The organism is Marinomonas sp. IMCC 4694 (assembly GCF_008122525.1).
GTDB lineage: Bacteria > Pseudomonadota > Gammaproteobacteria > Pseudomonadales > Marinomonadaceae > Marinomonas.
Genome location: NZ_VSRV01000001.1, coordinates 2,545,553 through 2,570,728, shown reverse-complemented (window position 1 = coordinate 2,570,728; position 25,176 = coordinate 2,545,553). Strand labels below are relative to the sequence as shown.

The 25,176-nt window shown below is 46.2% G+C and carries 20 protein-coding genes and 1 riboswitch; of the genes, 12 read left to right on the top strand and 8 right to left on the bottom strand.

The features are described from left to right. Positions 1-12: 12 nt before the first annotated feature. Positions 13-1,500 carry a DUF3612 domain-containing protein gene (locus tag FXV75_RS11550; RefSeq protein WP_262368541.1) on the bottom strand — a complete coding sequence of 496 codons (1,488 nt, stop codon included), beginning with the start codon at positions 1,498-1,500 and terminating at the stop codon, positions 13-15. Positions 1,501-1,691: 191 nt separating this feature from the next. Here FXV75_RS11550 and FXV75_RS11545 point away from each other — a divergent pair, with 191 nt between their 5' ends. From FXV75_RS11545 to FXV75_RS11530, 4 genes are all read left to right on the top strand, one after another. After that, positions 1,692-3,863 carry a malate synthase G gene (locus tag FXV75_RS11545; protein ID WP_148833549.1) on the top strand — a complete coding sequence of 724 codons (2,172 nt, stop codon included), beginning with the start codon at positions 1,692-1,694 and terminating at the stop codon, positions 3,861-3,863. A gap of 59 nt (positions 3,864-3,922) precedes the next feature. Beyond that, the gene (locus FXV75_RS11540; protein WP_148833547.1) at positions 3,923-5,524 is read left to right on the top strand and encodes an isocitrate lyase; all 1,602 of its coding nucleotides are present in this window, start codon (positions 3,923-3,925) and stop codon (positions 5,522-5,524) included. Positions 5,525-5,615: 91 nt separating this feature from the next. Beyond that, on the top strand, positions 5,616-6,365 hold the full coding sequence (locus FXV75_RS11535) for a TetR/AcrR family transcriptional regulator (RefSeq protein WP_262368540.1): 750 nt from the start codon (positions 5,616-5,618) through the stop codon (positions 6,363-6,365). 24 nt (positions 6,366-6,389) lie between these two features. Then, positions 6,390-7,007, top strand: a complete 618-nt coding sequence (locus tag FXV75_RS11530) for a LysE family translocator (RefSeq protein ID WP_148833545.1) — start codon at positions 6,390-6,392, stop codon at positions 7,005-7,007. A 76-nt stretch (positions 7,008-7,083) separates the two neighbouring features. Here FXV75_RS11530 and upp read toward each other — a convergent pair whose 3' ends face one another. Beyond that, on the bottom strand, positions 7,084-7,740 hold the full coding sequence (upp, locus tag FXV75_RS11525) for a uracil phosphoribosyltransferase (protein ID WP_148833543.1): 657 nt from the start codon (positions 7,738-7,740) through the stop codon (positions 7,084-7,086). A gap of 282 nt (positions 7,741-8,022) precedes the next feature. Between upp and lon the strand changes: the two genes are divergently transcribed. Both lon and FXV75_RS11515 read left to right on the top strand, forming a co-directional pair. Then, positions 8,023-10,482 carry an endopeptidase La gene (lon, locus tag FXV75_RS11520; protein ID WP_148833541.1) on the top strand — a complete coding sequence of 820 codons (2,460 nt, stop codon included), beginning with the start codon at positions 8,023-8,025 and terminating at the stop codon, positions 10,480-10,482. Positions 10,483-10,607: 125 nt separating this feature from the next. Further along, positions 10,608-11,987 carry an MATE family efflux transporter gene (locus FXV75_RS11515; protein ID WP_148833539.1) on the top strand — a complete coding sequence of 460 codons (1,380 nt, stop codon included), beginning with the start codon at positions 10,608-10,610 and terminating at the stop codon, positions 11,985-11,987. 3 nt (positions 11,988-11,990) lie between these two features. Here FXV75_RS11515 and FXV75_RS11510 read toward each other — a convergent pair whose 3' ends face one another. Then, positions 11,991-12,749 carry a TlyA family RNA methyltransferase gene (locus FXV75_RS11510; protein ID WP_148833538.1) on the bottom strand — a complete coding sequence of 253 codons (759 nt, stop codon included), beginning with the start codon at positions 12,747-12,749 and terminating at the stop codon, positions 11,991-11,993. Between the two features lie 117 nt (positions 12,750-12,866). Here FXV75_RS11510 and FXV75_RS11505 point away from each other — a divergent pair, with 117 nt between their 5' ends. Beyond that, on the top strand, positions 12,867-13,703 hold the full coding sequence (locus FXV75_RS11505; RefSeq protein ID WP_148833536.1) for a sulfurtransferase: 837 nt from the start codon (positions 12,867-12,869) through the stop codon (positions 13,701-13,703). 44 nt (positions 13,704-13,747) lie between these two features. On the opposite strand, the gene FXV75_RS11500 is transcribed toward FXV75_RS11505, so the two are convergent. Continuing rightward, a complete protein-coding gene (locus FXV75_RS11500) occupies positions 13,748-14,065 on the bottom strand; it encodes a hypothetical protein (RefSeq protein WP_148833534.1) in 318 nt (105 codons plus the stop codon). A gap of 192 nt (positions 14,066-14,257) precedes the next feature. On the opposite strand from FXV75_RS11500, the gene FXV75_RS11495 reads away from it, so the two are divergent. Next, on the top strand, positions 14,258-15,286 hold the full coding sequence (locus tag FXV75_RS11495) for a glycosyltransferase family 9 protein (RefSeq protein ID WP_148833532.1): 1,029 nt from the start codon (positions 14,258-14,260) through the stop codon (positions 15,284-15,286). 3 nt (positions 15,287-15,289) lie between these two features. Then, complete coding sequence (locus FXV75_RS11490) at positions 15,290-16,396, top strand: glycosyltransferase family 4 protein (RefSeq protein WP_148833530.1); 1,107 nt, start codon at positions 15,290-15,292, stop codon at positions 16,394-16,396. A gap of 15 nt (positions 16,397-16,411) precedes the next feature. Here the strand turns inward: FXV75_RS11490 and FXV75_RS11485 are convergent, their stop codons facing one another. From FXV75_RS11485 to FXV75_RS11470, 4 genes are all read right to left on the bottom strand, one after another. Then, positions 16,412-17,200: a glycosyltransferase family 2 protein gene (locus FXV75_RS11485; protein WP_148833528.1), complete on the bottom strand. Its 789-nt coding sequence runs from the start codon at positions 17,198-17,200 to the stop codon at positions 16,412-16,414. Next, positions 17,197-18,219 (bottom strand): lipopolysaccharide heptosyltransferase II, encoded by a 1,023-nt coding sequence (gene waaF / locus FXV75_RS11480; RefSeq protein ID WP_148833526.1) that lies wholly within the window; start codon positions 18,217-18,219, stop codon positions 17,197-17,199. Before waaF ends, FXV75_RS11485 begins: the two co-directional genes overlap by 4 nt. Continuing rightward, positions 18,212-19,159 (bottom strand): ADP-glyceromanno-heptose 6-epimerase, encoded by a 948-nt coding sequence (gene rfaD / locus FXV75_RS11475; RefSeq protein ID WP_148833524.1) that lies wholly within the window; start codon positions 19,157-19,159, stop codon positions 18,212-18,214. The genes waaF and rfaD overlap by 8 nt, the downstream gene beginning before the upstream one ends. A gap of 74 nt (positions 19,160-19,233) precedes the next feature. After that, on the bottom strand, positions 19,234-20,373 hold the full coding sequence (locus tag FXV75_RS11470; protein WP_262368539.1) for an AGE family epimerase/isomerase: 1,140 nt from the start codon (positions 20,371-20,373) through the stop codon (positions 19,234-19,236). Positions 20,374-20,466: 93 nt separating this feature from the next. Here FXV75_RS11470 and hldE point away from each other — a divergent pair, with 93 nt between their 5' ends. The 3 genes from hldE to FXV75_RS11455 all read left to right on the top strand — a co-directional run bounded on the left by hldE (position 20,467) and on the right by FXV75_RS11455 (position 24,965). After that, positions 20,467-21,894 carry a bifunctional D-glycero-beta-D-manno-heptose-7-phosphate kinase/D-glycero-beta-D-manno-heptose 1-phosphate adenylyltransferase HldE gene (hldE, locus tag FXV75_RS11465; RefSeq protein ID WP_148833522.1) on the top strand — a complete coding sequence of 476 codons (1,428 nt, stop codon included), beginning with the start codon at positions 20,467-20,469 and terminating at the stop codon, positions 21,892-21,894. A 111-nt stretch (positions 21,895-22,005) separates the two neighbouring features. Then, positions 22,006-23,736 (top strand): lipid A export permease/ATP-binding protein MsbA, encoded by a 1,731-nt coding sequence (gene msbA / locus FXV75_RS11460; RefSeq protein WP_148835381.1) that lies wholly within the window; start codon positions 22,006-22,008, stop codon positions 23,734-23,736. 2 nt (positions 23,737-23,738) lie between these two features. After that, positions 23,739-24,965, top strand: a complete 1,227-nt coding sequence (locus FXV75_RS11455) for a 3-deoxy-D-manno-octulosonic acid transferase (RefSeq protein WP_148833520.1) — start codon at positions 23,739-23,741, stop codon at positions 24,963-24,965. Between the two features lie 22 nt (positions 24,966-24,987). After that, a riboswitch (TPP riboswitch) is annotated at positions 24,988-25,107 on the top strand. Positions 25,108-25,176: the final 69 nt, after the last annotated feature.

Here is a 25,176-nt window from a genome sequence, read left to right as displayed (position 1 = left end):
TTTCATAGCGAATTAACGTTCTCGACATTGCTGGTAACAGCTTGGTGATCTTGGGCATACTGCGCCTCGGGAGCAAATGAGTCTGGCGTCGCTGTCGATGCCGCGCTCTACCCAGTTAATATTGAGGATTTTCGCCACACTCATCAGATCTTTTTTGATGTTTTTAGGAATATGGGACGACCCTCCGCCTTTAACGCAGGCTTGTTTTAAGTCATTCGCGATGGCAATGGCGTCTCGGCCTTGCGCGGCAATCGCTGGGTTAAGGTCAATGCCAGAGCAAAGCACGTGACTGTTGCCCGCAAGGTCTTGCACTTTAACCGATTCACACGCGTAAATTCGGGGTTCATCGGCAACGTTTAAGATCGAAATTTGCGCGGAGGATCCAGTGCTCGCCTCGTTTATTTTGCGGAACACCGCCCAATGATGGCAAGGGTCTTCGACTAAGCTCATATTGCCCCAAGGTAAAGGGATGCCATTGCCACGATACACGGCTTTGAGTTTACCCGGTGCGTAGGCATCAAAATAATGCCAATGAGGATAAGGTGACGCGGCGGTCATGCGGCGCATGGCCACTGATTCCGATACGCCGGCGAGTTTTGCGGTGTTGATCTCGTAACCGTTGCGATCGAGCATGTGTCGAAAAGGGACTTTAGGGCACAATAAAGCCCCTGCAAAAAAGCTGCATTCAAAATCTCGCCAAGCGAACAAAATATCCTGCGCATCCATTCCTGAAGATTGAATTTTTGTGTTTTTAGCCTGCAAAGGCGAAATTTCATTGCGTCCAGTGACCAAGATGTTTTTCAGGCCATCTTTGTCATGCAACACCGCATGCCCGATGTGAACCGCTAAATTGTATTTTAAGCGTTGCGGCTGAGTCTTCATGATTTGATTAATGTAAATGGTATTGGGCGGATCAAAAAATGACGTGACAACGTTGTTTTCGTGAGTGCCAATTTCTTGCACTACCGTCAGCGGTGTTTTGCGGAACCATTTGATTTGTAACCCCATGTGTTTGGTGATGGCAACAAGATCATCAAGGCTTAACGGTAAGCGTTTTAATCCAACTTCCTCAGCGGCGCGCTCTAAATCGGGGAAGTGATTTTGGTGGTGTTCCTGGTGAGCGCGAATCAATAAATGCGCAAATTGGCGACCACTGGTGCCAGTTTGAGACAACATTTCGGGAATAGCGATTTGTAAAATGTCTTTAGAGAACAAGAAATTGGGCTCTAACGCCATGCCATTAATGCCGCCGCCGGAGCCTTTTGACGGCGTGATGGCGTCTTCTTCGGGGATGTCATCTAAAAACCATTCGACGTTTTTCTGAAAAACATTAGCGATGACTTCTAAAACGTCTTCACTGGGAATGCGTTTGCCTCGCTCTATCATCGATAAATACGACACAGAAGGAGCCGATTCTGCGTCAATTTTTATGCACCTTGCTGACAGGTCTTCCATCGTTAAACGGTTGCGTTTGCGCAGATTGCGGATCTTAGTGCCCAAAAAATGGGCCTTACGATTTAGGTTATTCTTATTTTTCATTTTTGTAAAATTTACACTGTGTAATTCTTATTGTGAAATTTTATCTTAATTGCGCATAGACTATAAATCAAGCAAACGGACACCGATTCATTCGTCAGGGTATCGGTATCAGCAAAAATAAAAAAGAACCTTTATAGGACAAGGAAAGCGAGATGACTATGCCCTCAATTAAAAATAACCGCCAGATCCACCCAGAGTTTTGCCACTTCATTAATAACGAAGTGCTGCCTCTTCATGCGATCGAGCCAACAAGATTTTGGCAAGATCTTGAAACGTTGATCGAGGATTTGGCGCCAGTGAACCGCCAACTGTTAGCGACTCGCGACACCTTGCAAGCGCGCATTGACCAGTGGCATCGTGCTCACAAAAACCAGCCAATGGACATGAGCGCCTACGAAGCCTTTTTGCGTGAAATAGGCTATTTGGTAGAAGAAGGGGGTGATTTCACCATAACGACGCAAAACGTCGACGCGGAAATTGCCATGCTGGCCGGGCCTCAGCTTGTTGTGCCAGTAAAAAATGCTCGCTTTGCTTTAAACGCGGCCAATGCACGCTGGGGCAGCTTGTACGACGCATTCTACGGCACAGACGTTATTGCTAAAACCGACGATTTTGAAACAGACAAGGGCTACAACCCAGCGCGCGGTGACGCCGTAATCGCCAAGGCAAAAGCGTTTTTGGATGAGACGTTTCCTTTAGAAACAGGTTCCCATGAAGACGTCAGCAGTTACGTCGTGTATTACCATCATCTGTTGGCGTTTTTTGAAGACGGCAGCCAAGCGGGTTTAAAGCAGCCTAGTCAGCTGGTGGCGGTAAACGGACAACGCAGTGAACCTGAGTCTATCTTATTAAAAAACAACGGCTTGCATGTTGAAATTCAGTTCGATCGCAACGGCCAAAACGGCGCAAAAGACAAGGCGAACATCAACGATATTGTGATCGAGTCGGCGCTGAGCACCATTATGGATTGTGAAGATTCCGTGGCCGCTGTCGATGCGGAAGACAAAATTGAAGTATACCGCAACTGGCTTGGTCTGATGCAAGGAACATTGGAAGCTCGCTTCCAAAAGAGCGGTAAAACACAGACGCGCCGCATGAATCCTGATCGTGTTTTCACCGATTTAGACAACAACGAATACCGCGTACATGGTCGTTCTTTATTGTTGGTTCGTAACGTCGGTCATCTAATGGAATGCGATCTGATGCAAGACGCAGAAGGAAACTTTGTTCCTGAAGGCATCATGGATGCGGTTGTAACCGTATTGATTGGTGCATTGGATTTACAACGTGAACGGGGGTTACGAAACAGCCGAACCGGCAGTATTTATGTTGTAAAACCTAAAATGCATGGCCCTGACGAAGTGGCGTTTAGCTGCGAATTGTTTGCTCGCGTTGAACAAATGTTAGGTCTTGAAGAAAACACCATCAAGATCGGCATCATGGACGAAGAGCGTCGCACCACAGTGAACTTAAAAGAGTGCATTCGCCAAGCGAAATCTCGGGTGTTTTTTATCAATACTGGTTTTTTGGACCGTACGGGGGATGAAATTCATACCAGCATGCAGGCCGGTGCCTTTTTGCCAAAAGATCAGATTAAAACGCAGCCTTGGATTCAAGCCTACGAAAATCGCAATGTAGACATCGGCTTACGTTGTGGCCTTCCTGGTAAAGCACAAATCGGTAAAGGTATGTGGGCGATGCCAGACGAAATGGCCGCCATGATGGACGCTAAAATCACCCACCCAAAATCGGGCGCTAACACCGCTTGGGTGCCTTCGCCGACCGCCGCAACGTTACACGCGTTGCATTATCACCAAGTGGATGTGTTTGAAGTGCAAGAGCGATTAAAAACGCGTACTCAAGCCAATTTAACCGATTTACTAACGATCCCGACTATACCAAGCAGTTTGACCTTGTCGAGTCAGGTGATCGAGCGTGAGATTGAAAACAACGTTCAGGGCTTATTAGGTTACGTAGTTCGCTGGATTGAAGACGGCGTGGGCTGTTCGAAAGTGCCAGATATTCACAACGTTGGACTGATGGAAGACCGTGCCACCTTGCGTATTTCGAGCCAACATTTAGCCAATTGGTTGCTGCATGGCCTGTGCAATAAAGAGCAGATTAATCAGGTGATGCAACGTATGGCGAGGGTTGTTGATGGCCAAAATAAAGACACCGAGGGTTACCGACCTATGGCAGATAACCCTAACAGCGTGGCTTTTAACGCCGCGCAAGATTTGATTTTTAAAGGGGTGGAGCAGGTAAACGGTTACACCGAGCCTTTGCTTCATGCTTACCGAGTCAAAGCCAAAATGGCGAATTAAGAAAGAGAACGGCATCACTAAACCAAATAATAAAAATACACTAACAGAGCGAGAATAGAATGGAAACTTACAACCATAAAACCCAACAAGCGAACCAAACGATCGAACAGCAAGGCCCAACTTGGGCGGCGATTAACCCAGAGTCTGTGGCCAGAATGCAGCTCCAAAACCGTTTTAATACCGGTTTGGATATTGCCAAATACACCGCGAAAATCATGCGTGAAGACATGGCAAGCTACGACAAAGACTCAGCGAACTACACCCAGTCTTTGGGCTGTTGGCACGGTTTTATCGGTCAACAAAAAATGATTGCTATCAAGAAGCATTTTGGCACCACCCGCAGCCGTTACCTGTACCTTTCTGGTTGGATGGTCGCTGCGATGCGCTCTGAATTTGGGCCTTTGCCAGACCAGTCTATGCACGAAAAAACCTCCGTGCCTGCGCTTATTGAAGAGCTTTATACTTTTCTAAAGCAGGCCGACGCTCGTGAGTTGCAGCATTTATTTAAAGCCATGGACGATGCTCGTGAAGCGGGTGATCAGGTTGCTGAGCAAGCGGCACAAGAGAAAATAGACCGCTTTGAAACTCATGTTGTGCCTATTATTGCTGACATCGATGCCGGTTTTGGTAACGAAGAAGCGACGTACTTATTGTCTAAAAAAATGATCGAAGCCGGTGCTTGTTGTATCCAGATTGAAAATCAAGTATCAGATGCGAAACAATGTGGTCACCAAGACGGTAAAGTAACGGTGCCACATGAAGACTTTTTGGCGAAAATTAACGCGGTGCGTTATGCCTTTTTAGAGTTGGGTGTGGAGGACGGTGTGATCGTAGCGCGGACAGACTCTTTGGGTGCTGGCTTGACGCAAAAAATCCCAGTGTCTCAAACACCTGGCGATTTGGCTGACCAGTACAATGCTTTTATCGATGGCAAAGAAGTCACTTCACTAGAGCAAATGCAGTCTGGCGATATGGCCATTAAGCAGGGTGATCGCTTGATCAAGCCAACGCGTCTGCCAAACGGTTTGGTTCGCTTCAAGCCAGACACCGGCGAAGATCGCGTTGTGATGGATTGCATCAACTCTTTGCAAAACGGCGCCGATTTATTGTGGATCGAAACCGAGAAACCGCACATTGGTCAAATCGCGTCTATCGTGAATCGTATCCGTGACGTTATGCCCAATGCGAAACTGGTGTACAACAACAGCCCATCGTTCAACTGGACGCTGAACTTTCGCCAACAAGTATTTGATCTATGGGCAGACGCAGGCCAAGACATGTCGGCTTACCAGCGTGATCGTCTCATGTCGCAAGAGTACGATGAAACGCCATTGTCAGCGGAAGCGGATGAGAAAATTCGTTGCTTCCAAAGAGACGCAGCGGCGCAAGCGGGTATCTTTCATCACTTGATTACGTTGCCAACGTACCATACGGCGGCGTTGTCTACCGACAACCTAGCGAAAGATTACTTTGGTGAAATGGGCATGTTGGGTTACGTAAAAGAAGTGCAGCGGAAAGAGATTCGTCAAGGGTTGGCCTGTGTTAAACACCAAGATATGTCGGGTTCCAATATGGGGGATGACCACAAAGAATATTTTTCCGGTGCACAAGCGTTAAAAGCTTCGGGTAAAGACAATACCATGAACCAATTTGCAGGCTAACACTCGGTGTAGGTTCGTAAAAATAGGCTAAGCCGTGCTTTTAAAGACCAGCAGAATCCCCCTGCTGGTCTTTTTTTCGTCTGAGCGCTTCGTGACGATTCTAAAGAATGGTATTCTTCTGACCTGTCGCACAGGACGTGATATCGGCACCCCCTTTTTAGTCATTATTTATCCACGAGGCTTACCTTTGACCGACGTTAAACGAGCAAAAGATCAGCTCAAAATTCACATCCGAGAGCAAAATCAAGCGCTTATATTGGCCACTTCTGAGCGTGTTTTTGCCCGTCAAGGATTAGCAAAAACCACCACACAAATGATCGCCGATGAAGCGGGGTTGCCCAAAGCCAATATTCACTATTATTACCGGTCGAAAAAAGACCTGTTAGAAGCGGTATTAGAGCGAATTTTGCGACTTTGGCTGGACTCGGTCAGTGAGTTTACTGTGGAACAAGGTCCAAAACAGAATTTAACACGGTACATCAGTGAGAAAGTCGATCAATCGCGCACCAATAAGAATGCGTCTAAAATTTTTGCTATGGCACTTATTGGTGAGGAAACCTTTGTTTTAGAGTATCTTCGTAATGTGTTCGTGGCGGAGTTGAGCCGAGAAAAAGCGACGATTCAAACGTGGGTAGATAATGGACTGATGACGCTCGTTTCGACGGAGCATCTTTTCATTAGTATTTGGGCAATGACACAAACGTATGCCGATTTTGACGCGCAAGTAAAGATTATGTTGCAAAAAGAGACGCTCGAAGACAGTGACTACGACGAGGCCAAGCGGTTTATTACGCGTATGGTACTCGCGGGTTGTGGCGTAAAAGACATCGAAGACGCATAAAAGACGAATAAAGGGCGGTCGACTATGACACTAGAAAGCGGTATTACTTTTTTTCTGGCGATTTTTGTTTTTAGTATTACACCGGGTCCCGGTGTGTTTGCTATTTTGGCAAGAAGCATGACAAAAGGCGTAAGAGCGAGCATTTTCCTCAGTTTGGGTATGGTGTTGAGTGATATTGTGTATTTGGTGATGGCTTGTTACGGCTTAGCCGCCATTGCATCGAGTTGGGAAACGGCATTTTTGGTGATTCGTTACGCAGGGGCCGCCTATCTTATGTATTTAGGTTACAAAATGTGGGTGTCTCCGGTCTCGACTTCCTCGGTGGAGGGAGAACGGGGTTCCAAGAGTCAGATCGCGAGCTTCATGCAAGGCTTTATGATCTCGGCGTCTAACCCTAAAGTCATTCTGTTTTATGTGGCGTTTTTGCCGACCTTTATGGACCTCACCGTATTAAGCGCTTCGGACATTGTGTTGGCGTCTTTTTTGGCATTTGTGGCTTTGTTTATGGGGTTGATGTTGATTTCTATTGGCGCGTCGCAGGCCAGACGATTGCTTACATCTGAACGCTCGATGAAATCATTAAACCGAACCGCAGGCGGCATTATGGCCAGTGCGGGGGCTTTTCTTGCCTTAAAAAATTAAAGTGATTAAAACTCAAAACTCAAAAGGTAAAAGGTAAAAAAACGACTTTTGCTTAGAAAAGTCGTTTACAACAAATCTAACGTGTACCGTATATGCGGTCACCTGCATCGCCCACACCGGGTCGAATGTAGGCGTGGTCATCTAGGCCTCGGTCGATAGCGCCTATGTACATGGCGACATCTGGGTGTACCGCCTTAAACGCTTCTATGCCTTCTGGCGCTGCAAATAAACAAATAAATCGAATATCTGACGCCCCCATTTCTTTCATTTTATCAATCGCCATGATAGCTGAATGGCCAGTGGCCAACATAGGGTCGACCACAACAATAGTGCGCTTGTCGACGGAATGTGGCATTTTCAAATAGTATTCAACCGGTTTTTTCGTTTCAGGATCGCGATACAAGCCGACATGCCCGACTCGGGCACTTGGCGACAGCTTAAGTACACCTTCGGCTAAGCCATTACCTGCCCTCATTATGGTCACCACACAGAGCTTTTTGCCTTTCAAAATAGGGCACATGGCTTTTTCAAGCGGCGTCTCGATTTCCACATCAGTGGTCTCTAAGTCTCGTGTGGCCTCATATCCGATCAAGGTGCCTAGTTCTTCTACCAGCATACGAAACTCCCGTGTGCTGGTGTTTTTGTCCCTAAGGCTGGTGAGCTTGTGTTGAACAAAGGGGTGCGTTATCACATGAATGTCGTGATAGGTATTGAGCAGTTCATCGCGAGTCATTGGCCGATCCTTTTCTACTGCTGAGAGAAGCAAGACGTAATACTAATAATGTAAAGGCTATGATAGCACCAAGTTTAGGTGCGCTAAATAACTAATCTTGTCTATTCGGTTAAGTTAGTGCGAGATATCATGGCGCGCAGCCTGCTTAATGTCGTCAATTTTTTAGAAAATACGTCTTAGCATTGTTTTCGCCAAGATCGCCATTACATAAGAGATATCCTTTTAAACAGCGCCAGTACGCTTCTGGCGGTGTAACCATACCCATTTGTTGAGACGTTAAAGATGAGTGATGACGAGCAGTATGTAGAGGCACAAGATCCTCTGACTGATGAACAAGATGATAACGGATTGGTCGACAGAGACGACGCGGTGGCGATCAGTGACCCAAGAGGGCTTGCGTTGCCGGACGATGTGTTGCCCGATACCTTGTTTATTTTACCCATTTCAAGTCGTCCGTTTTTCCCGGCGCAAGTGCAACCTGTCATGGTGGACGCCGATCAATGGGAAGACACGCTTGAACGCATTGCCGAGCACCCTCAAGCCGTTGTGGGCTTGGTGTATGCGGACAAAAAGACCAAAAAGGTTCCTTCGGTCGATGAGTTTCGCGCCATCGGTTGCGTGGCGCGAGTCCATAAGGCCGAAAAACAAAACGACAAATTGACCTTTGTTGCCCAAGGCGTAAAGCGTTTTGAAGTCATTGAATGGCTAAGTGAAGAAGCGCCATATTTGGCGCGGGTGCGTTATCTCAACGATGTAAAATCCAAGGGAGACGAAGTCAAAGCGTATTCCATTGCGATATTAGACGCGATTAAGCAGTTGATCCGTTTGAATCCCCTGTTTAGCGAAGATTTAAAACACTATCTAGGGCGTTTTTCATTTAATGAATCGGGTTTGTTGGCGGACTTTGCGGCCTCGATTACCTCAGCCGATGCGGAAGATTTATACGATGTATTATCAACCGTGCCTGTTCAAGCCCGCATGCACTTGGCTTTGACCTTGTTGAAAAAAGAGCTTGAAATTGCGCGACTGCAAAATGAAATCAGTGCCGAAGTGAACGACAAAATCAGCAAACATCAGCGAGATTTTTTCTTAAAAGAGCAGCTGAAAATTATCCAAAAAGAATTGGGTGTGTCAAAAGACGATCGCACCTCTGATGTGGATACGTTTCAAGCTAGGCTGGAAAATAAAACCTTACCTGAGGCCATAAACGATAAAATCCAAGACGAACTGCATAAACTGAGCATTTTAGAAACCGGTTCACCGGAATATGGTGTCACTCGTAATTATTTGGATTGGGCGACGTCATTACCGTGGGGTGTGCATTCAAAAGACAATTTAGACATCGCGTTGGCTCGCGATGTCCTTGACTCTCATCATGCCGGTTTGGGGGATATAAAGGATCGAATTGTTGAATTTCTTGCGCTTGGTGCCCATCGCGGTGAAATGGGCGGGTCCATATTGCTATTGGTTGGTCCTCCTGGGGTCGGGAAAACGTCGATTGGTAAGTCCATTGCGGAATCCTTGAACCGTAAGTTTTACCGTTTTAGCTTAGGCGGCATGCGCGATGAGGCCGAGATCAAAGGCCACAGACGCACGTACATTGGCGCTTTACCGGGCAAGTTTGTGCAAGCGCTGAAAGAAGTGAAAGTGGAAAACCCCGTTATCATGTTGGATGAAATCGATAAAATTGGCTCGTCTTTTCAGGGCGATCCGGCGTCGGCCCTATTGGAGGCATTGGACCCTGAGCAAAATGTGGCCTTCTTAGACCATTATTTAGACATGCGCATTGATTTATCAAAAGCCTTGTTTATTTGTACGGCCAATCAGCTAGATACAATCCCTGCGCCTTTATTAGACCGAATGGATGTGATTCGACTGTCGGGTTACATCGGCGATGAGAAGCTGGCTATTGCTAAGCAACACTTGTGGCCTAAGCTATTGAAGAAAAACAAGTTACTGAAAAAACAGCTTAATATTACCGACGCCGCATTGCGTCATATAATTGAGCATTATGCCCGTGAAGCGGGCGTGCGCGGTTTGGATAAGTTGCTGCAAAAGATTTTACGTAAAAGCGTAGTGGCTTTAATAACGGGTGAAAAAGACCATATTAATGTTGGCGTAAAAGACGTAGAAACCTTGTTGGGCATGCCGTACTTTCGCCCTGAAAAAAATCTACAAGGTGTGGGTGTGGTGACGGGCTTGGCGTGGACTTCGATGGGCGGAGCGACGTTACCGATTGAAGCTAATAAAGTACATGAACTAACGCGAGGTCTGAAACTCACTGGTAAGCTTGGCGACGTCATGAAAGAATCCGCTGAAATTGCTTATTCTTATGTTTTCTCCCACGCCAAAAGTTATCAAAAATCGCCAGAGTTTTTTGATAATAGCTTAGTGCATTTGCATGTTCCTGAAGGCGCCACACCAAAAGATGGCCCGAGTGCGGGCATTACAATGGCGACGGCCTTGATGTCATTGGCGCGCAATGAGCCTGTACGTCGAGGATTGGCCATGACAGGTGAGCTGACGTTAACGGGTCAAGTGCTTGCGGTTGGGGGGATTCGTGAAAAAATCATTGCCGCAAAACGCAGTAAGATCAGTGAGATCATCTTGCCTGAACCGAATCGTCGAGATTTTGAAGAATTACCAGAGTCGGTGAAAGAGGGGATGACGGTGCATTTTGCCGAGCGTTTTACTGATGTGGAAAAAATCGTCTTTAATCGATCAAATGATGCGCTTCATTAAGTAATCTAGCCAGTAGGCATTTTCTAAGCTGGGCATACATGAGAAAATACAAAACCGAATAGACATCTCTTATTCGGTTTTTTTTGGGTTGTCGTACCGAGTGTGCGCCGTTGCAGGGGATAAACATGCCACATTCGGCAAAACTGACACAAGGTTCTACGTTTAAGCACGTTGTGAGTATGTCGGCCACTGGTGCGTTGGGTTTGATGTGTCTGTTTTTGGTTGACCTTGTTGATATGCTTTTTTTGTCCATTTTAGGCGAAAAAGAAGCCGTGGCGGCAGTGGGATTTGCCAGCAGTATCATGTTTTTTACCGTGTCATTAAGTATAGCGGTGTCTATCTCGGCGACGGCGCTTGTCTCAAAAGCCATTGGCCAGGGAAATATCGAACTGGCTAAGCGTCGAGCGGTTAATGTATTGGCGTTTGGGGTGTTTTTTTCCACCGCCGTGGTGTGGTTTTTGTGGCCGAATATTCCGCACATTCTGTTGTATATTGGCGCAACGGGACGAACGCTGGATTTAGCAACAGAGTATTTACAAATATTAATCATGGGGATGCCGGCGGTCATGATCGGCATGATTGGCTCGGGCATAATGCGAGCCTTGGGCGACGCGCGCCGTGCCATGTACGCGACCTTGATTGGTGGTTTAGTGAATGCGGTATTGGACCCCATCTTCATTTTTGCCTTTGGCCTAGGGGTGCAAGGCGCCGCGATTGCGTCTTTGATCGCGCGTTTTTCCATGGTCGCTGTGTCTTATTATGGCGTGGTGCACATCCATAAAATGTTAGGCGAATTTGATTTAATGGATTTTTTCAAAGATGCCAAATCCATTGCTTGGATCGCGGTGCCAGCGATGCTGACCAACCTGTCTTCCCCATTGGCAAACGCCATTGTAATGGAGCACACGGCCACGTTTGGGGACGATGCGGTGGCGGCCGTTTCGGTCATTGGTCGAGTTATTCCTGTGGTGTTTGGTGGTTTGTTCGCTTTGTCAGGGGCTGTTGGCCCGATTCTTGGACAAAACTACGGAGCGGGTCGGTTTGACCGAATGCACAGTACGATTAGCAGTGCCGTAGTCTATGCGTTTGCCTATTGTGTGGCCTTGTGTGTTGTACTCTATCAGGCGCAAGATTGGTTGGTATCTGTCTTCAACGCGACGGAGGGCAGTGCGGAATTGATCCGATTTTTTGCGACTTTTGTCTCGTTTAGCTTTTTCTTTCAGAGCTTATTGTTTATCGCCATTGCGGTATTTAATAATCTTGGCAAGCCACTCAATAGCACCTTATTAAACTTTGCACGTGCGACACTGGGCACTTGGCCATTAATTATTGTGTTTTCTTTTTTTATGGGCGCGGAAGGCGTTCTATTGGGACAAGCGATTGGTTCGGTGATTTTTGGTTGTTTGGGCTTTTATATGGCGAAAAACTATTTAGCGGAACTCGAACAAAAAGCCGCCGGTGAAATAGTGCCGCCTCATCCTCGTGCGTTCGAGGATATGCTGTAGGTATTAGTTTCGAATCGCCCAGAGTAGGTACTCTTGGTTGCCATCACCGCCTTTGATTGGGCTTTCGATGTAGCATTGCACGGTGAATCCTAATGCGGTGACAAAGGCTTGAATGTCTGTGCTGAGTTGTGCGACGCGGGCGGGATTTTTAACAATACCACCTTTGCCAATAAACGCTTTGCCCACTTCAAACTGTGGTTTAACGAGTGTGATTAAGTGGCCGGCGCTTTTTAATAAGCTGGGCAGTTGAGGCAAAATCTTGGTTTGAGAGATAAACGACACGTCCATTACGACAAGGTCAAAACCACCGTCAGGGAGATGGCCTTTGAGGTCTTCAGCGCTTAAATTACGGGCGTTGATGCCCTCTAAACAGACAATTTTGTCGTTGTCTAGCAGGCGTTTATCCAGCTGTCCATGGCCTACTTCGACGCCTACGACTTTGGCCGCACCGTGCTGAATCACGCAATCACTAAAGCCGCCGGTAGACTGGCCAATATCTAATACGTGAAAATGCTCAATAGTAAGCTGGGTGTGTTGTAATGCCCCTTCGAGCTTTAATGCCCCTCGAGAGACGTATTTATCGGCGTCATCTTGTGTGACTCTAAGTGTTATGTCTAAAGGCAATTTGATACTGGGTTTAGTGGCTTTGAGCCATTGTTCATTGAGTTTATATGAGACTCGACCTTCACTAATAAAAGTTTGCGCTTGGGCGCGGGATTTCGCCAAGCCTTGTTCAGTGAGCAGTAAATCGATACGTAGCATAATTAACTCAAGAAAAATAGTAGCCGCGAATATTAGCAAAAAACACCGAATCAAAGTAGATTTAAAGTACTAACAAACGCCTAATTTGCTTCATTAATCATTGCCTGAGGAATGTCTGTGCAACTAAAAACACTCATCGAAACAAGCGAATTGGTTGATCTGCTGGATCAGCCTAATGTGGTGGTGCTAGATTGTCGATTTTACCTGACAGATCACAGCAAAGGCCAAGCAGAATACAACACAGGGCATATACCTAACGCCATTTTTGTGGATGTTCATCATCAGTTAGCGTCGGCAGAAACCCATCTTACAGGCCGTCATCCTTTGCCCGATGAAGCGGTTTTTTCAGCCCAACTGCAAGCATGGGGTATTGGTCAAGAGACAAACGTCGTGGTGTATGACGACATGGGCGGCGCCATTGCTGCGCGCGCTTGGTGGATGTTGAGCCAACAGGGTATCGATGTCAGGGTATTAAACGGTGGGATTACGGCGTGGAAAGAAGAGGGTCGACCTTTGTCAACTGAACCTGCAACCAGCCAAAGTACCACGGGGCAAATTGCGGTGACGTTTCCTTGGGCAATCAGTGAGCAAGCCGTGGTTGAAAACATCGAGACCGATCAGTTTCAGCTGGTGGATGCGAGAGCCGCCGATCGTTTTCAAGGTGAAAATGAAACCATGGACCCAGTTGCGGGACACATTCCAGGCGCGATTAATCGCCCTTTTTCGCAGAATCTTGATGTTACTGGCCGCTTTAAACCATCGGCGTTATTACAAACAGAATGGCAAGCTTGTTTGGCTGGAGGCAGCGCTGAACAGGTTTACTATTGCGGCTCAGGTGTTACGGCATGCCACAACGTACTGGCATTAAATTACGCTGGAATAGCTGCGAAAAAAGTGTACGTGGGCTCTTGGAGTCAATGGTCAAAACGCATGCTTAGAGCTATGAAGGGGTAACATGATGTCAGTTAGCCCTGCCATAAGCAGGGCTAAGGAGAAAATTATTTAGGCAGGGCACCTGCCATAAAAATTTGCACTTGCTGATGAGTGTCACCCCAGATATGGGATTTCATGGCTAATAAAAAGTGTTCCGCTTCTTTTAGGCTGACAATGCCGTCCATTAGCTTGATGCCAATGCCTTCTTGCGTAAAGAAAAAATACCATGTGTGTTTATCGATGATGGCTTCGCCTTCGCCGTTGTTGTAGCTGACTTGCTGGAAAGAGTAATCGCTAGGAATAAAACAGGAAAGCTCTTGTCCTGATTCGCCATAATTCAGATCAGGGACATAGCCTTGACGATCGACCAATTCAAACTTCATAGATAACTCCTTATTTTTTTTATTGAGGTTTTCTGTGTTGTTCTGTGTGATGTGTAAAAAAGCACAATTAGGTATTTTTAATTAGAGTGCCTCTGTAAAATAACGTTTTTTCAATGCAAATTCTATCTTTTAAGCAAAGGATGCACAGATTGAAAAGGTTATCCCTATGAGTAAACAGGAAAGAGATGAAACATGGTGATGATAAAAAAAATTTTAGTGGTGCGTAACGATAAAATTGGCGATTTTGTGCTTGCATTGCCGGCGATTCAAATCATTAAAAAAGCCTTTCCGAGCGCGACGGTGACGGCGTTAGTGCCGAATTACACTAAAGAGATCGCTCAGTCTTTTCAATGGATTGATGAGGTTATTATTGACCCTAAAAACACTAATACTAAAAAAGCCTTTGCCAGAACACTAAAAGAGCATCGCTTTGATGCGGTGATTTGTCTGTTTTCAGATACCTACAATGCGACTTTAGTGCGTCAGGCTCACATTCCTATTCGGGTAGCCCCAGCCACTAAACTGGTGCAGTTTTTGTATACACACACACTTCGCCAGCGTCGTTCGACTTCGAGTAAGCCTGAGTTTGAATACAATCTTGATTTGGCTCGTTATTTTATTGCAGTGTTAGGGGGCGAGGTTCAAAAAACAGAAACGCCCTTCTTTGTGTATTCCCCTCAGACACTCAACCTGCAACGAGATACTTTGCAATCACTGGGTATCGACACACAACGTAAGCTGTGTTTTGTTCATCCCGTCACTGGTGGATCATCCAATACCTTGGTGATTAAACAATGGGTTGCGCTGATTCAATGTTTAAACACACTGGATACTTTTCATTTTGTGGTTACCGCAGGCCCTGGCGAAGCGCCTATATCGCAATCTTTGGTTGATGCGTTACAAGGTGTGGTAAAGCACGTCACTTTGTACGACAAGAACGATGGCGTTGCGGACTTTATGTGTTCTATCGCCACGGCAGACTTATTTATTGCTGGTTCGACAGGGCCTTTACATATTGCCGGTGCGATGGATGTGCCGACAATAGGCTTTTACCCTAGTCGCCGTTCTGCCACGCCACTGCGCTGGAAAACCTTAAACAGTGAAGGGCGATGGTTGCCATTTTCCCCTAGTGGAGAAGAAGACAGTTTGGCTAACTTAGACATTGCCAATACCTTTTCTGATATCACAAGCTGGTATACGAATTTAGCAAAGGAAGGTTGAGCCATGTCAAACTCTTTGAATATATTGCATATATGTTTGTCGAAAGGCTTTGGTGGTTTAGAGATGTACCCTATTCGAGTAGGGTTAACGATGAAAGGCAAAGGACATAAAGTGTTTGGCCTTTCACAAGCCCAGACTCCGATACATGCTCGTATGCAGGATACATTTGATACAAATTACACCCTGCAAAGTCGTGGTGATGGTTATCGTCACATACTAAGTTTGGTAAAGTGGATCAAATTTCAGCAGATTCAGTATGTGCATTGTCACAAATCCAGTGACCTGATGTTGGCGGTATTGCTAAAGAAACTGTGTGGTTTTAAATTAATTTACACCGATCATATGGGCGCAAAACGCCCGAAAAAAGACGTCATTCACCGCTTTATTTATCGCAATGTGGATTTGGTGTTGTCGATTAGTCACTTTACTCGAGCACGAAACATCAAGGCGTTGCCTATCGCAGAAAATAAAGTGAAAACCTTGTGGTTAGGCACTCAAATTCACCAAGAAGGGGCTGTAGAAAGCGCGCCGTTGGATCTAAAGCAGCACTTTTCCTTACCTCCCGATGCCATATTGATAGGCATTGTTGGACGGTTATCGAATGGGAAAGGGCATTTAGAACTGTTAAGAGCGTTTGCTGGACTAAAATCTAAGCCAATTTACTTGATCATAGTCGGAGGTTTAACGGCGGATACGGGGGGGGATGCGGCCTATGTAAAAACACTACAAGCTTATGTTATCGAGCAGGATTTAACAAACAAGGTTATTTTTTATGGTTTTTCAGAACAGCCCGACAATGTACTAAAAGCCATCGATGTGGTGGTTATTCCTTCTCATAACGAAGCGTTTGGCTTAACCGTCATTGAAGCCATGGCTGCTGGAAAGGCTATTATTGGTTCCAGCCACGGTGCTATTCCAGAAATTCTAGAACAGTCTGGTGAGTTGGTTGACCCTTTTGATACGTTTAAGTTTATCGAAATCATTCAAAAATTGAGTGGAGATCAAGAAAAAAGACAATGCATGTCTATTATGGCGAAGAAACGAGCGTGTGAGTGCTTCGATCAAGAGAAGCATGTAGATGCCCTGTTGTCGCTCTATCAAGATGCTTAACTTAACGTTCTAACCTTATTTTGGGCGTTTTGGCTGGGAGCGAATCCATAAGTCCGCATATTTCACAAAAGTGGAATGCGCAGATAATACCGCCAATAAAAAACCCTGCTTGCCGTCTAAGAATCCACGTTTAACTAGGTACATCTTCACGAAGCAGGCAAAGGCATGAAGTGAGGCATTGCTTAATGAGGTTTTTTTCCCTCTTTGTTCTTTTTGGTCTGCGGATAATTTCGCATAAGAAGCGGATTTAACTAGGTAGTGTTGCAGGTCATTGTAGGTGTAATGGGTTAAGTCGCCATTTAGGTTTTCTAGCGTGATAGCCTCGTTTAAAAGTACTTTCTCGTGCACCAAATCATCAGAATAACGACCTTCATTGACTTTATGCAAGCGAGTTACTCGATCTGGATACCAGCCAGAATGTTCAATAAAGCGTCCGAATACCCAGCTTTTTCGATTAAGACGGTACGCTGTTTGGTCTTTTTTTTGTTTTACAGCGTTTAAAATACTGGCTCTGAGCTCTTCCGTAACCACTTCGTCAGCATCAATCCACAGTACATAATCCGTAGTGACATAATTTTGTGCTGCTTGTCGTTGTAAGCCAAAGCCTTGCCAGTCACTCTTGATATAAAAATGGCTGGTGTACTTTTCCGCTATGGCTTGAGTGTCATCGGTACTGCCTGAATCCAAAATAACAATATCATCCACCCAACCCGTTAGGCTGTCGAGACACGCCGCTAAGTTTTTGGCCTCGTTTTTAACAATCAGCGCAGCGGATAATGTCGCTTTAGTGTTAGAGCGTGTCATGGTGTGGTTTCCAGCATAGACAGATTTAGGGTGCGAATAATTTGATCTGGAATCAGTTGATTCTGACAGTGGGTATGCCCCAAAGGGCAGGTTCGTTTAAAGCAAGGTGAGCATTCAAGGTGTAGGTTATGAATGGTTTTTTTGTCGGTCAGCGGTGGTGTAAATAATTCGCTGGTGGAGCCGTAAATACCATGCACTTCGGTGCCAACGGCGGCGGCGATGTGCATGAGCCCCGAGTCGTTACTGACGGCTTTTTCAGCTGCGGCCAATAAATCAATGGCATCAACTAATTGTGTTTTACCACATAAGTTGATGGCAAATTCGCCAAGAGTGTCGACGATATTATCACCGTCCATTTGGTCTTTTGGTCCGCCAAGTACCCAAATTTGGTAGCCTGAGGCGATGGCACTTTTTGCTAATTGATGAAAATGGGGGATTGGCCATTGTTTAGACGGGCCAAATTCTGCTCCCGCCATCAAAGCAATAGCGGGTCGATTGGATAGATTGAATTGCTGATACAAACGCGCTTGATTAGTTTTATCTACTGTTAGCTTAGGGAAAGGAATGTCTTTCGGTGGATAAGCTTCCTCAGCCGGTAGCCCTAATGAAGTGAAGCGTTTCACCGTTTGGTTCAGAATATTTTTATCTAAAGTTCGACGTTCATTTAAAAGAAAATAGCGCTGCTCGCCCGTAAAGCCGATTCGGTGTGGTACTTTGGCGAAAAACGGCACCAGAGCCGATTTCCACGAGCGCGGCATTACAATCGCATGATCGTAGTGTTCTGAGCGCAGTGAGTGACCCAGTTTACGACGTATACTGATGCCCCATTCACCATGCCCAGTAGGCAGGGTGATGGCGTTACGGACCTCGGGCATTCTGGCAATAATAGGCACAGACCATTTGGGCCCAATGACGTCTATAACCGCGTCTTTATCGCGCTGTTTAACCGTCATAAAAAGGCTTTGTGCCATGACCATATCGCCCACCCAAGAAGGGCCAACAATCAAATACTTAGCCATTAGAATCAAGCCAACCTAGGTAGTCGGTGACGCCTTGTGCTAAGCCGCGAAAACTTCCTTCGTAACCTGTCTCGCGCAGTTTCGTGATATCCGCTTGGGTGAAGCTTTGGTAAGCGCCTTTTAAATGTTCGGGGAAAGGAATGTATTCGATTTCGCCTTTGCCGTATTGGTTGATCACGGTGTCGGCGATGGTTTTAAAAGGCTCCGCTTTGCCGGTTCCAAGGTTGAAAATCCCGGATTTTTCAGGGCTATCAAGGAACCAGAGTTTGGTGTTGACCAGGTCTTCTACATAGATAAAATCACGGCTTTGACCACCGGCTTCATAGCCATCGTAGGCACCAAATAATTTTGGATTTTCGCCTGCAAGTACTTGATTACGAAGATGAAATGCTACGCTGGCCATGCTGCCTTTGTGCTGTTCACGAGGGCCATATACATTGAAATAACGAAAGCCAACAATTTGGCTTTTCGCTTCTGGCAAGAGGTTGCGAACGTACTGATCAAATTGAAATTTAGAATAGGCGTACATATTTAACGGCTTTTCGTTTTCACGAGATTCTTCGAAAATTGGACCAGAACCATACACAGACGCCGAAGAAGCGTAAGAAAACGGGGCCGCGTATTTTAAGCAAAAATGTAACACGGCTTTTGAGTATTGGTAATTGACGTCCATGACGAATTTACCGTTCCACTCCGTAGTGGCCGAACAGGCACCTTCGTGGAAAACCGCCGTCGGTGTGATGCCTAAGGTGTCGTTTTTAATGGCGTCTAAAAAGTCGTACATGTCCATGTAATCGGCAATATCAAGATCTGATAAGTTAAGGCATTTTTTTCCGTCGGTTAAATCGTCGACTAATAAAATATTTTTGATGCCTTTTTGGTTCAATAATTTGATGATATTGCTGCCGATAAAGCCGGCACCGCCAGTGACTATGTACATATTTAAAGTCCTAATGTGGAAGTCGTTATTCAGGCCGAGGCCTTGTCAATTTTAGGCCAATGAAGCGTGAAGTATTAAGTGCTCATGTTTGATTTTGTCCATGTTATCACTTCTGCCAAGCCGAGAAAAATATGATAACTGCTTGTACCAGGAAGAGGGAAACCTTTTGGACTGTTGTCTGCATTAAGGTATTCATTCCAACGGCCATCGGGTAAAAAATAGTAACACTGCATAAAATCGAGGGCTTTTTCTAAACGGTCAATTTTTTCTTCTTTGCCAATAGGCATGACGGTAATGGCTTTTAAGTATTCAGTGATTGGCCAAATACGCTTGTTTTGGTCGATGGCTTGATAGGTATTGCCGTCTATTTGATTGAAAATGCCGCCGTTCTTTGCCATACCATGACGGCTTGCGGTCAGCCATAATTGTTGGGCCAAATCCGTATAATCGGTATTAGGCAAAATGGCGTTGGCTTGGTACAGCAACCAGACCCATTCGAAGTGGTGCCCTGGTTCGACTTGATTGCCCGTGTCGGGGTCAAGTTGCCAGTCCGAGGTGAAAAATTCACGCAGTGTTTTGCTTTTTTTGTCGTAAAAATGCGCAAAGGTCAGATCGAGTAAGGACTGTACGGTCTGCTTGTAGGCGTCGTCCTGAGTCACATTGAAGGCGGCTATATAACCTTCTAACAGGTGCATGTGCGGATTTTGGCGACGAATTTGTGAAACATCAACTGGATAAGATTCAAAGAAGCCGCCAGACTCCGCTTGCATGTTATCTAACAAAAAGCGGTGGGTTTGTTTCATGTAGGTTAGGGCGTGTTCGTCTTTTGTTGCCATGAAGTAATGGCTAAAAGACAACAAAACAAACGCCAGTGCATAGGCGTCTGATTGTGTGTCTTTTATGGATAAGTCGTCATTGAGCGAGAATATCCAACGATCATTAATAAAATAATGCGAAACGATAAACTCAAATAAGGGCGTAAGCTTAGCCTGCCATTCTGGGTTAGGTTGCAATTGGCAAGCGTGACTAAAGGTGTAAAGCTGTCGACATTGTGTGAGCAAACGCACTCGTCCCACGTCGTTACGACGCCAGTCGTGGGTCATGCTTTCGTAGCTAAACCCTTGTTTTGCATCGATGCCCTGAACAGACCAGCGCGTTAACAGTTCATCAAATAGAAAGGATTGACTGGCGGAGAGAGCGGAGTTCAGCATCATGCAAAAGCCTTAATTCGTGTGTTTTGGGTAGGTCCAACTTAGCTTGGGAGTATGATAAGATGACCGACTCTAAAAATCGATTATTATGTGCCTATGAACTCTTCGTATTTGAATTTTAAAGATAAACACATTCTTGTGGTTGGGGATGTGATGTTGGATCGCTATTGGCATGGTGGTACTTCGCGTATTTCTCCTGAAGCGCCGGTCCAAGTGGTGAAGGTATCGACCATTGAAGATCGCCCTGGCGGCGCGGCGAATGTGGCGTTGGGTTTGGCCAAATTAGGCATGTCGGTAACCTTGATTGGCGTGGTCGGTAATGATGAAAACGCCGATGTGTTGACCCGTTGCCTCGAAAAAGAAGGGGTGATTTGTCATTTTGTGCGCTCAGAAACGCTCCCGACAATTACCAAATTACGAGTGATGAGCCGACACCAACAGCTTATCCGCTTAGATTTTGAAGAGCGCGAAGACAGTCTTTCCCAGAATGAGGCACTGGCCAGTGCCGTAGAGCGCTGCTTACCTGACGCCGATGCCGTCATTTTTTCCGATTATGCCAAAGGCTGTCTGGCCGATGTGCAAACCTTGATTCGCTTATCTAATGTGGCGAACGTGCCGAGTTTTGTCGATCCGAAAGGCAATGATTTCTCTATTTATCAAGGTGCCACCTTGGTGAAACCCAATTTATTGGAGTTTGAAACCATTGTTGGCAAATGCCATTCAACCAAAGAGTTAGAAGAAAAAGCCAAGGCGTTACGTGAAGAGTTTGGCTGGAAAGCGCTCTTAGTAACGCGTGGTGAAGAGGGGTTAATATTATTAAGCGAGGATAAACCGCCGTTTTCATTGGCGACCGCAGCGAAAGAGGTGTTCGATGTGACGGGTGCGGGCGATACGGTGGTGGCTGTGTTAGCTGCGGTGTATGTGACCAGCAAACGCTTGATTGATGCGGTGGAATACGCCAACCAAGCCGCGGGTTATGTGGTTGGAAAGCTGGGCACGGCATCGATCAGTGCCGATCAGTTAGAAGGTATTATGTTTCAGCGTTCACACGGTACGAATTTTGGTGTTTTATCCCCAGAAGACTTGCTTGAGCAAATTAAGCTGTCTCAGATTAACGGCGAAAAGATCGTCTTTACCAATGGGTGTTTTGATATTCTTCACCCTGGGCACATCGCTTATATGAAGCAAGCGAAAGCCTTAGGTGATCGCTTAATTGTCGCCGTGAATACGGATGCGTCAGTGAAGCGTTTAAAAGGTGAAAAGCGCCCCATCAATAATCTTATCCATCGCATGTCGGTATTAGAAGGCTTGGGCGCGATTGATTGGGTGACTTGGTTCGATGAAGACACGCCAAAAGAGATTGTTGAGTTTTTAACGCCAGATGTTCTGGTAAAAGGGGGCGATTATACGATCGACACCATTGTCGGCGCGGAACATACGCTAGCAAATGGCGGCGAAGTAAGAGTGCTGACTTTTGTGGATGGGTATTCGACCACGGCGATCATCGAAAAAGCGAACCTGTAAATGCAAGATAAAAACAACAAAAGCACGGTCGACAAAACAACTGTTGAAGACGTTATCATTGAAGAAACGGTTACGGATAAGGGAAATACCGTGCCAACTCCTGCGTCCGGTATGAAAACCTATTTCCGTTTATTGGGGTATGTACGTTCCTCATGGGGCTATCTGTTGCTCAGTGTGTTGGGGTATGTGATTTACGCGGCAATGGAACCGGCGTTGGCGGCTTTGCTAAAGCACATTGTTGATGTGGTGTCTCTTGGGACCATCTCAGACAGTCGCACCTTGATCCCGTTGGCAATTTTGGCGGTATTTATTGCGCGCGGAATAGGCACCTTTTTGGGCAACTATTTTATGGCCAAAGTTGCGAATAATGTGGTGTTTGATCTGCGCACTCATATGTTTAACAAACTGGTGCGCCTGCCATCCGATTATTATCACTCTATTCCAACCGGGCGCTTGTTGGCCAAGTTAACGTATGACACCGAGCAGGTCATCGGCTCCATTACTCAAGCCATTCGCGTGCTGCTGCGAGAAGGCTTAACAGTGGTCGGCTTACTGGGTTACATGATTTACATGAACTGGCGTTTGTCATTGTTGTTTTTATTAGTGGTGCCGCTGATTGGTTTAATTGTCGCTTACGCCTCAAAGCGTTTTCGTAAGCTGAGTACGCGCATCCAGAATGCCATGGGCGGCGTGACCGATGTAGCGTCTGAAGCCATTAAAGGCCACGAGGTGGTGAAAATTTTTGGCGGTAGCGACTATGAAATTGAGCGCTTTCGGCAAGCGGCTGGAGAGAATCGACGCTCTCAGCTAAAAATGGAAATGACCAAATCCTTAAACATCCCTCTTGTGCAGTTTATTTTAGCGGTCATGATGGCGATTCTTATTTGGTTTGCTCTGAGCCCGTCAATCAGCTCGCATATGTCGCCAGGGGATTTTATCGCATTTTTGACCGCGGCAGGTATGTTGGGCAAACCCATTCGTCAGTTAACCGAGGTGAACAGCATTTTGCAAAAAGGCATTGCCGCGTCGTACAGTATTTTTGATTTTATCGACTTAAAAGAAGAGGTCGATGACGGTAAAACGACGGCGACAATGTTCAAAGGCGATATTGAGTGGCGAAACATGTCATTTAAATACACTGGCGCCGAGAAATATGCGCTCAAAAATATCAACTTGTCTTTGCCTGCGGGCAAAACATTGGCCTTGGTCGGTCGCTCTGGCAGCGGTAAATCGACCATGGCAAACTTGTTGCCACGGTTTTATAACATCAATGAAGGTCAAATCAGCATAGACGGTGTGTCCATTAGTGACTATACACTGACGGATTTGCGTTCGAACATTGCCCTAGTCAATCAGCAGGTGGTGCTTTTTAACGGCACGATTCGAGACAACATCGCCTACGGATTCTTAAAAGAAGCCGATGAAGAGGAGGTGGTTAACGCCGCTAAAGCCGCAAACGCGTGGGACTTTATCCAAGAGTTGGATCATGGATTGGATACTATGGTTGGCGAAAACGGCGTGTTGTTGTCGGGCGGCCAGCGTCAGAGAATCGCTATTGCTCGCGCTATTTTGAAAAATGCGCCCATTCTTATTTTAGACGAAGCGACATCGGCGCTGGATACCGAATCTGAGCGCGCCATTCAAACGGCATTGGATGGTCTAATGGCGAATCGCACCACGATTGCCATTGCCCATCGATTGTCCACCATTGAGAACGCCGACATCATTGCTGTGGTAGACCATGGTGAGATCATCGAGCAGGGTTCTCACCATGAGTTATTAGCATTAAATGGCGCCTACGCCTTGCTGCATAATCAGCAATTCAGCGATACGATTGCCTAGTTATGTGGCTTTACCGTGTGTTATTCGTCATTTTTTCGCCGTTTGTTTTATGGAAAATACGACAGTTTAAAACCCATTATTCGAGTTATCGAGCGAAAGAAGCGTTGGGCTTTTGGCCCAAGGTGGAAGCGGATTTGTGGATCCATTGTGCGTCTGTAGGCGAGGTGTTGGCTGTTCGTCCTTTGGTTGATGTGTGGCGGGAAAAATTTCCTGAGAAACGATTATTGATGACCACTATGACGCCAACGGGTGCCGAGCAGGTGGCCAAGTCGTTTCCTTTTGCAGAACATCGATATTTACCTATGGATTGGCGATGTGCCGTAAAAAGGGCGCTTAAGCAACTGCGGTGTTCCCATTTAATGATTGTCGAGACGGAACTCTGGCCAAATCTTTTACAGTTAGCAAAACGTCAAGGCATTCAAATTGACATAGTAAACGCGCGGTTAAGTGAGCGTTCTTTTCGGCGCTATCAAAAAATCCCCATTGTTTCTAAACCTTTACTGGCGTTGCCCGATTGTTTTTTGGCTCATGCTCAAGCTGATGCAGAGCGTTTTAGTGCGCTTGGGGCAAAGAAGGTGAAAGTGGTAGGAAATATTAAATTTGATCTTGCCGTTCCAGAACGAGTACGGCAAGACAACTGGCGCCAGAGTCTAGGAAATCGGTTTGTTTGGATTGGTGCGAGTACGCATCAGGGTGAAGATGACTCAGTGCTGCGTGCACATAAGGTGTTGCGGCAAACCTACCCGGATGCGCTGCTTATTTTGGTACCGCGTCATCCTGAGCGCTTTGATGCCGTTGCCGCGTTGGCTGTACAAGCCTCGTTTGACGTGCTGCGTCGTAGTCAGACCTCGCCAGCGGATTGGTCCCAAGCAAGCGTGGTGATAGGTGATTCTATGGGGGAATTGATGCACTACTACCAAGCGTCAGACGTAGCGTTTGTGGGTGGCAGTTTGATCGAACGAGGCGGACATAACCCGATTGAACCGGCATTGCTTGGTAAGACTATTATTGTGGGTCCGCATACGTTCAATTTTTTAGACATTACCGAGCAGCTTATCCATGCGAACGGTGCGTTGCGTTGTCAAAACGACGCCGCTTTGACGCAATGTATCGTGGAGTTGGCTGCCGACTCGACTCGACGAAGCCAATTGGGCCGATCAGCTTTGCAATTTGCACAAAAAAACCAAGGCGCGGTGGCCAGAGTGTGTTCAGAAATAGACTTCCGTTAGCCGACTCCTTACAATAAGCGCTCAATATCTCATGGGGTGTTTTGGTTGTGTTTTTAAACCGAAGCTGAGAAGTGGATTGTCCACTAACCCACCGAACCTGATCCAGATCATGCTGGCGTAGGAATCGAGATAGCAAATCAAAACGCCTGTTATTGGGGTGTTCTGATTCCATTCTTGTTATTTCCGAGTACGCCGCTCAATTACTCTAGGA

Excerpts from the sequence above, each read along its gene's own strand:
- FXV75_RS11490 (WP_148833530.1), top strand. The coding sequence starts at position 15,290 with ATGTCAAACTCTTTGAATATATTGCATATATGTTTGTCGAAAGGCTTT.
- FXV75_RS11455 (WP_148833520.1), top strand. The coding sequence starts at position 23,739 with ATGTGGCTTTACCGTGTGTTATTCGTCATTTTTTCGCCGTTTGTTTTA.
- FXV75_RS11495 (WP_148833532.1), top strand. The coding sequence starts at position 14,258 with ATGGTGATGATAAAAAAAATTTTAGTGGTGCGTAACGATAAAATTGGC.
- FXV75_RS11485 (WP_148833528.1), bottom strand. The coding sequence starts at position 17,200 with ATGACACGCTCTAACACTAAAGCGACATTATCCGCTGCGCTGATTGTT.
- FXV75_RS11510 (WP_148833538.1), bottom strand. The coding sequence starts at position 12,749 with ATGCTACGTATCGATTTACTGCTCACTGAACAAGGCTTGGCGAAATCC.
- FXV75_RS11530 (WP_148833545.1), top strand. The coding sequence starts at position 6,390 with ATGACACTAGAAAGCGGTATTACTTTTTTTCTGGCGATTTTTGTTTTT.
- rfaD (WP_148833524.1), bottom strand. The coding sequence starts at position 19,159 with ATGTACATAGTCACTGGCGGTGCCGGCTTTATCGGCAGCAATATCATC.
- FXV75_RS11540 (WP_148833547.1), top strand. The coding sequence starts at position 3,923 with ATGGAAACTTACAACCATAAAACCCAACAAGCGAACCAAACGATCGAA.
- hldE (WP_148833522.1), top strand. The coding sequence starts at position 20,467 with ATGAACTCTTCGTATTTGAATTTTAAAGATAAACACATTCTTGTGGTT.
- upp (WP_148833543.1), bottom strand. The coding sequence starts at position 7,740 with ATGACTCGCGATGAACTGCTCAATACCTATCACGACATTCATGTGATA.
- waaF (WP_148833526.1), bottom strand. The coding sequence starts at position 18,219 with ATGGCTAAGTATTTGATTGTTGGCCCTTCTTGGGTGGGCGATATGGTC.
- FXV75_RS11470 (WP_262368539.1), bottom strand. The coding sequence starts at position 20,373 with ATGATGCTGAACTCCGCTCTCTCCGCCAGTCAATCCTTTCTATTTGAT.
- FXV75_RS11500 (WP_148833534.1), bottom strand. The coding sequence starts at position 14,065 with ATGAAGTTTGAATTGGTCGATCGTCAAGGCTATGTCCCTGATCTGAAT.
- FXV75_RS11545 (WP_148833549.1), top strand. The coding sequence starts at position 1,692 with ATGACTATGCCCTCAATTAAAAATAACCGCCAGATCCACCCAGAGTTT.
- lon (WP_148833541.1), top strand. The coding sequence starts at position 8,023 with ATGAGTGATGACGAGCAGTATGTAGAGGCACAAGATCCTCTGACTGAT.
- FXV75_RS11515 (WP_148833539.1), top strand. The coding sequence starts at position 10,608 with ATGCCACATTCGGCAAAACTGACACAAGGTTCTACGTTTAAGCACGTT.
- msbA (WP_148835381.1), top strand. The coding sequence starts at position 22,006 with ATGAAAACCTATTTCCGTTTATTGGGGTATGTACGTTCCTCATGGGGC.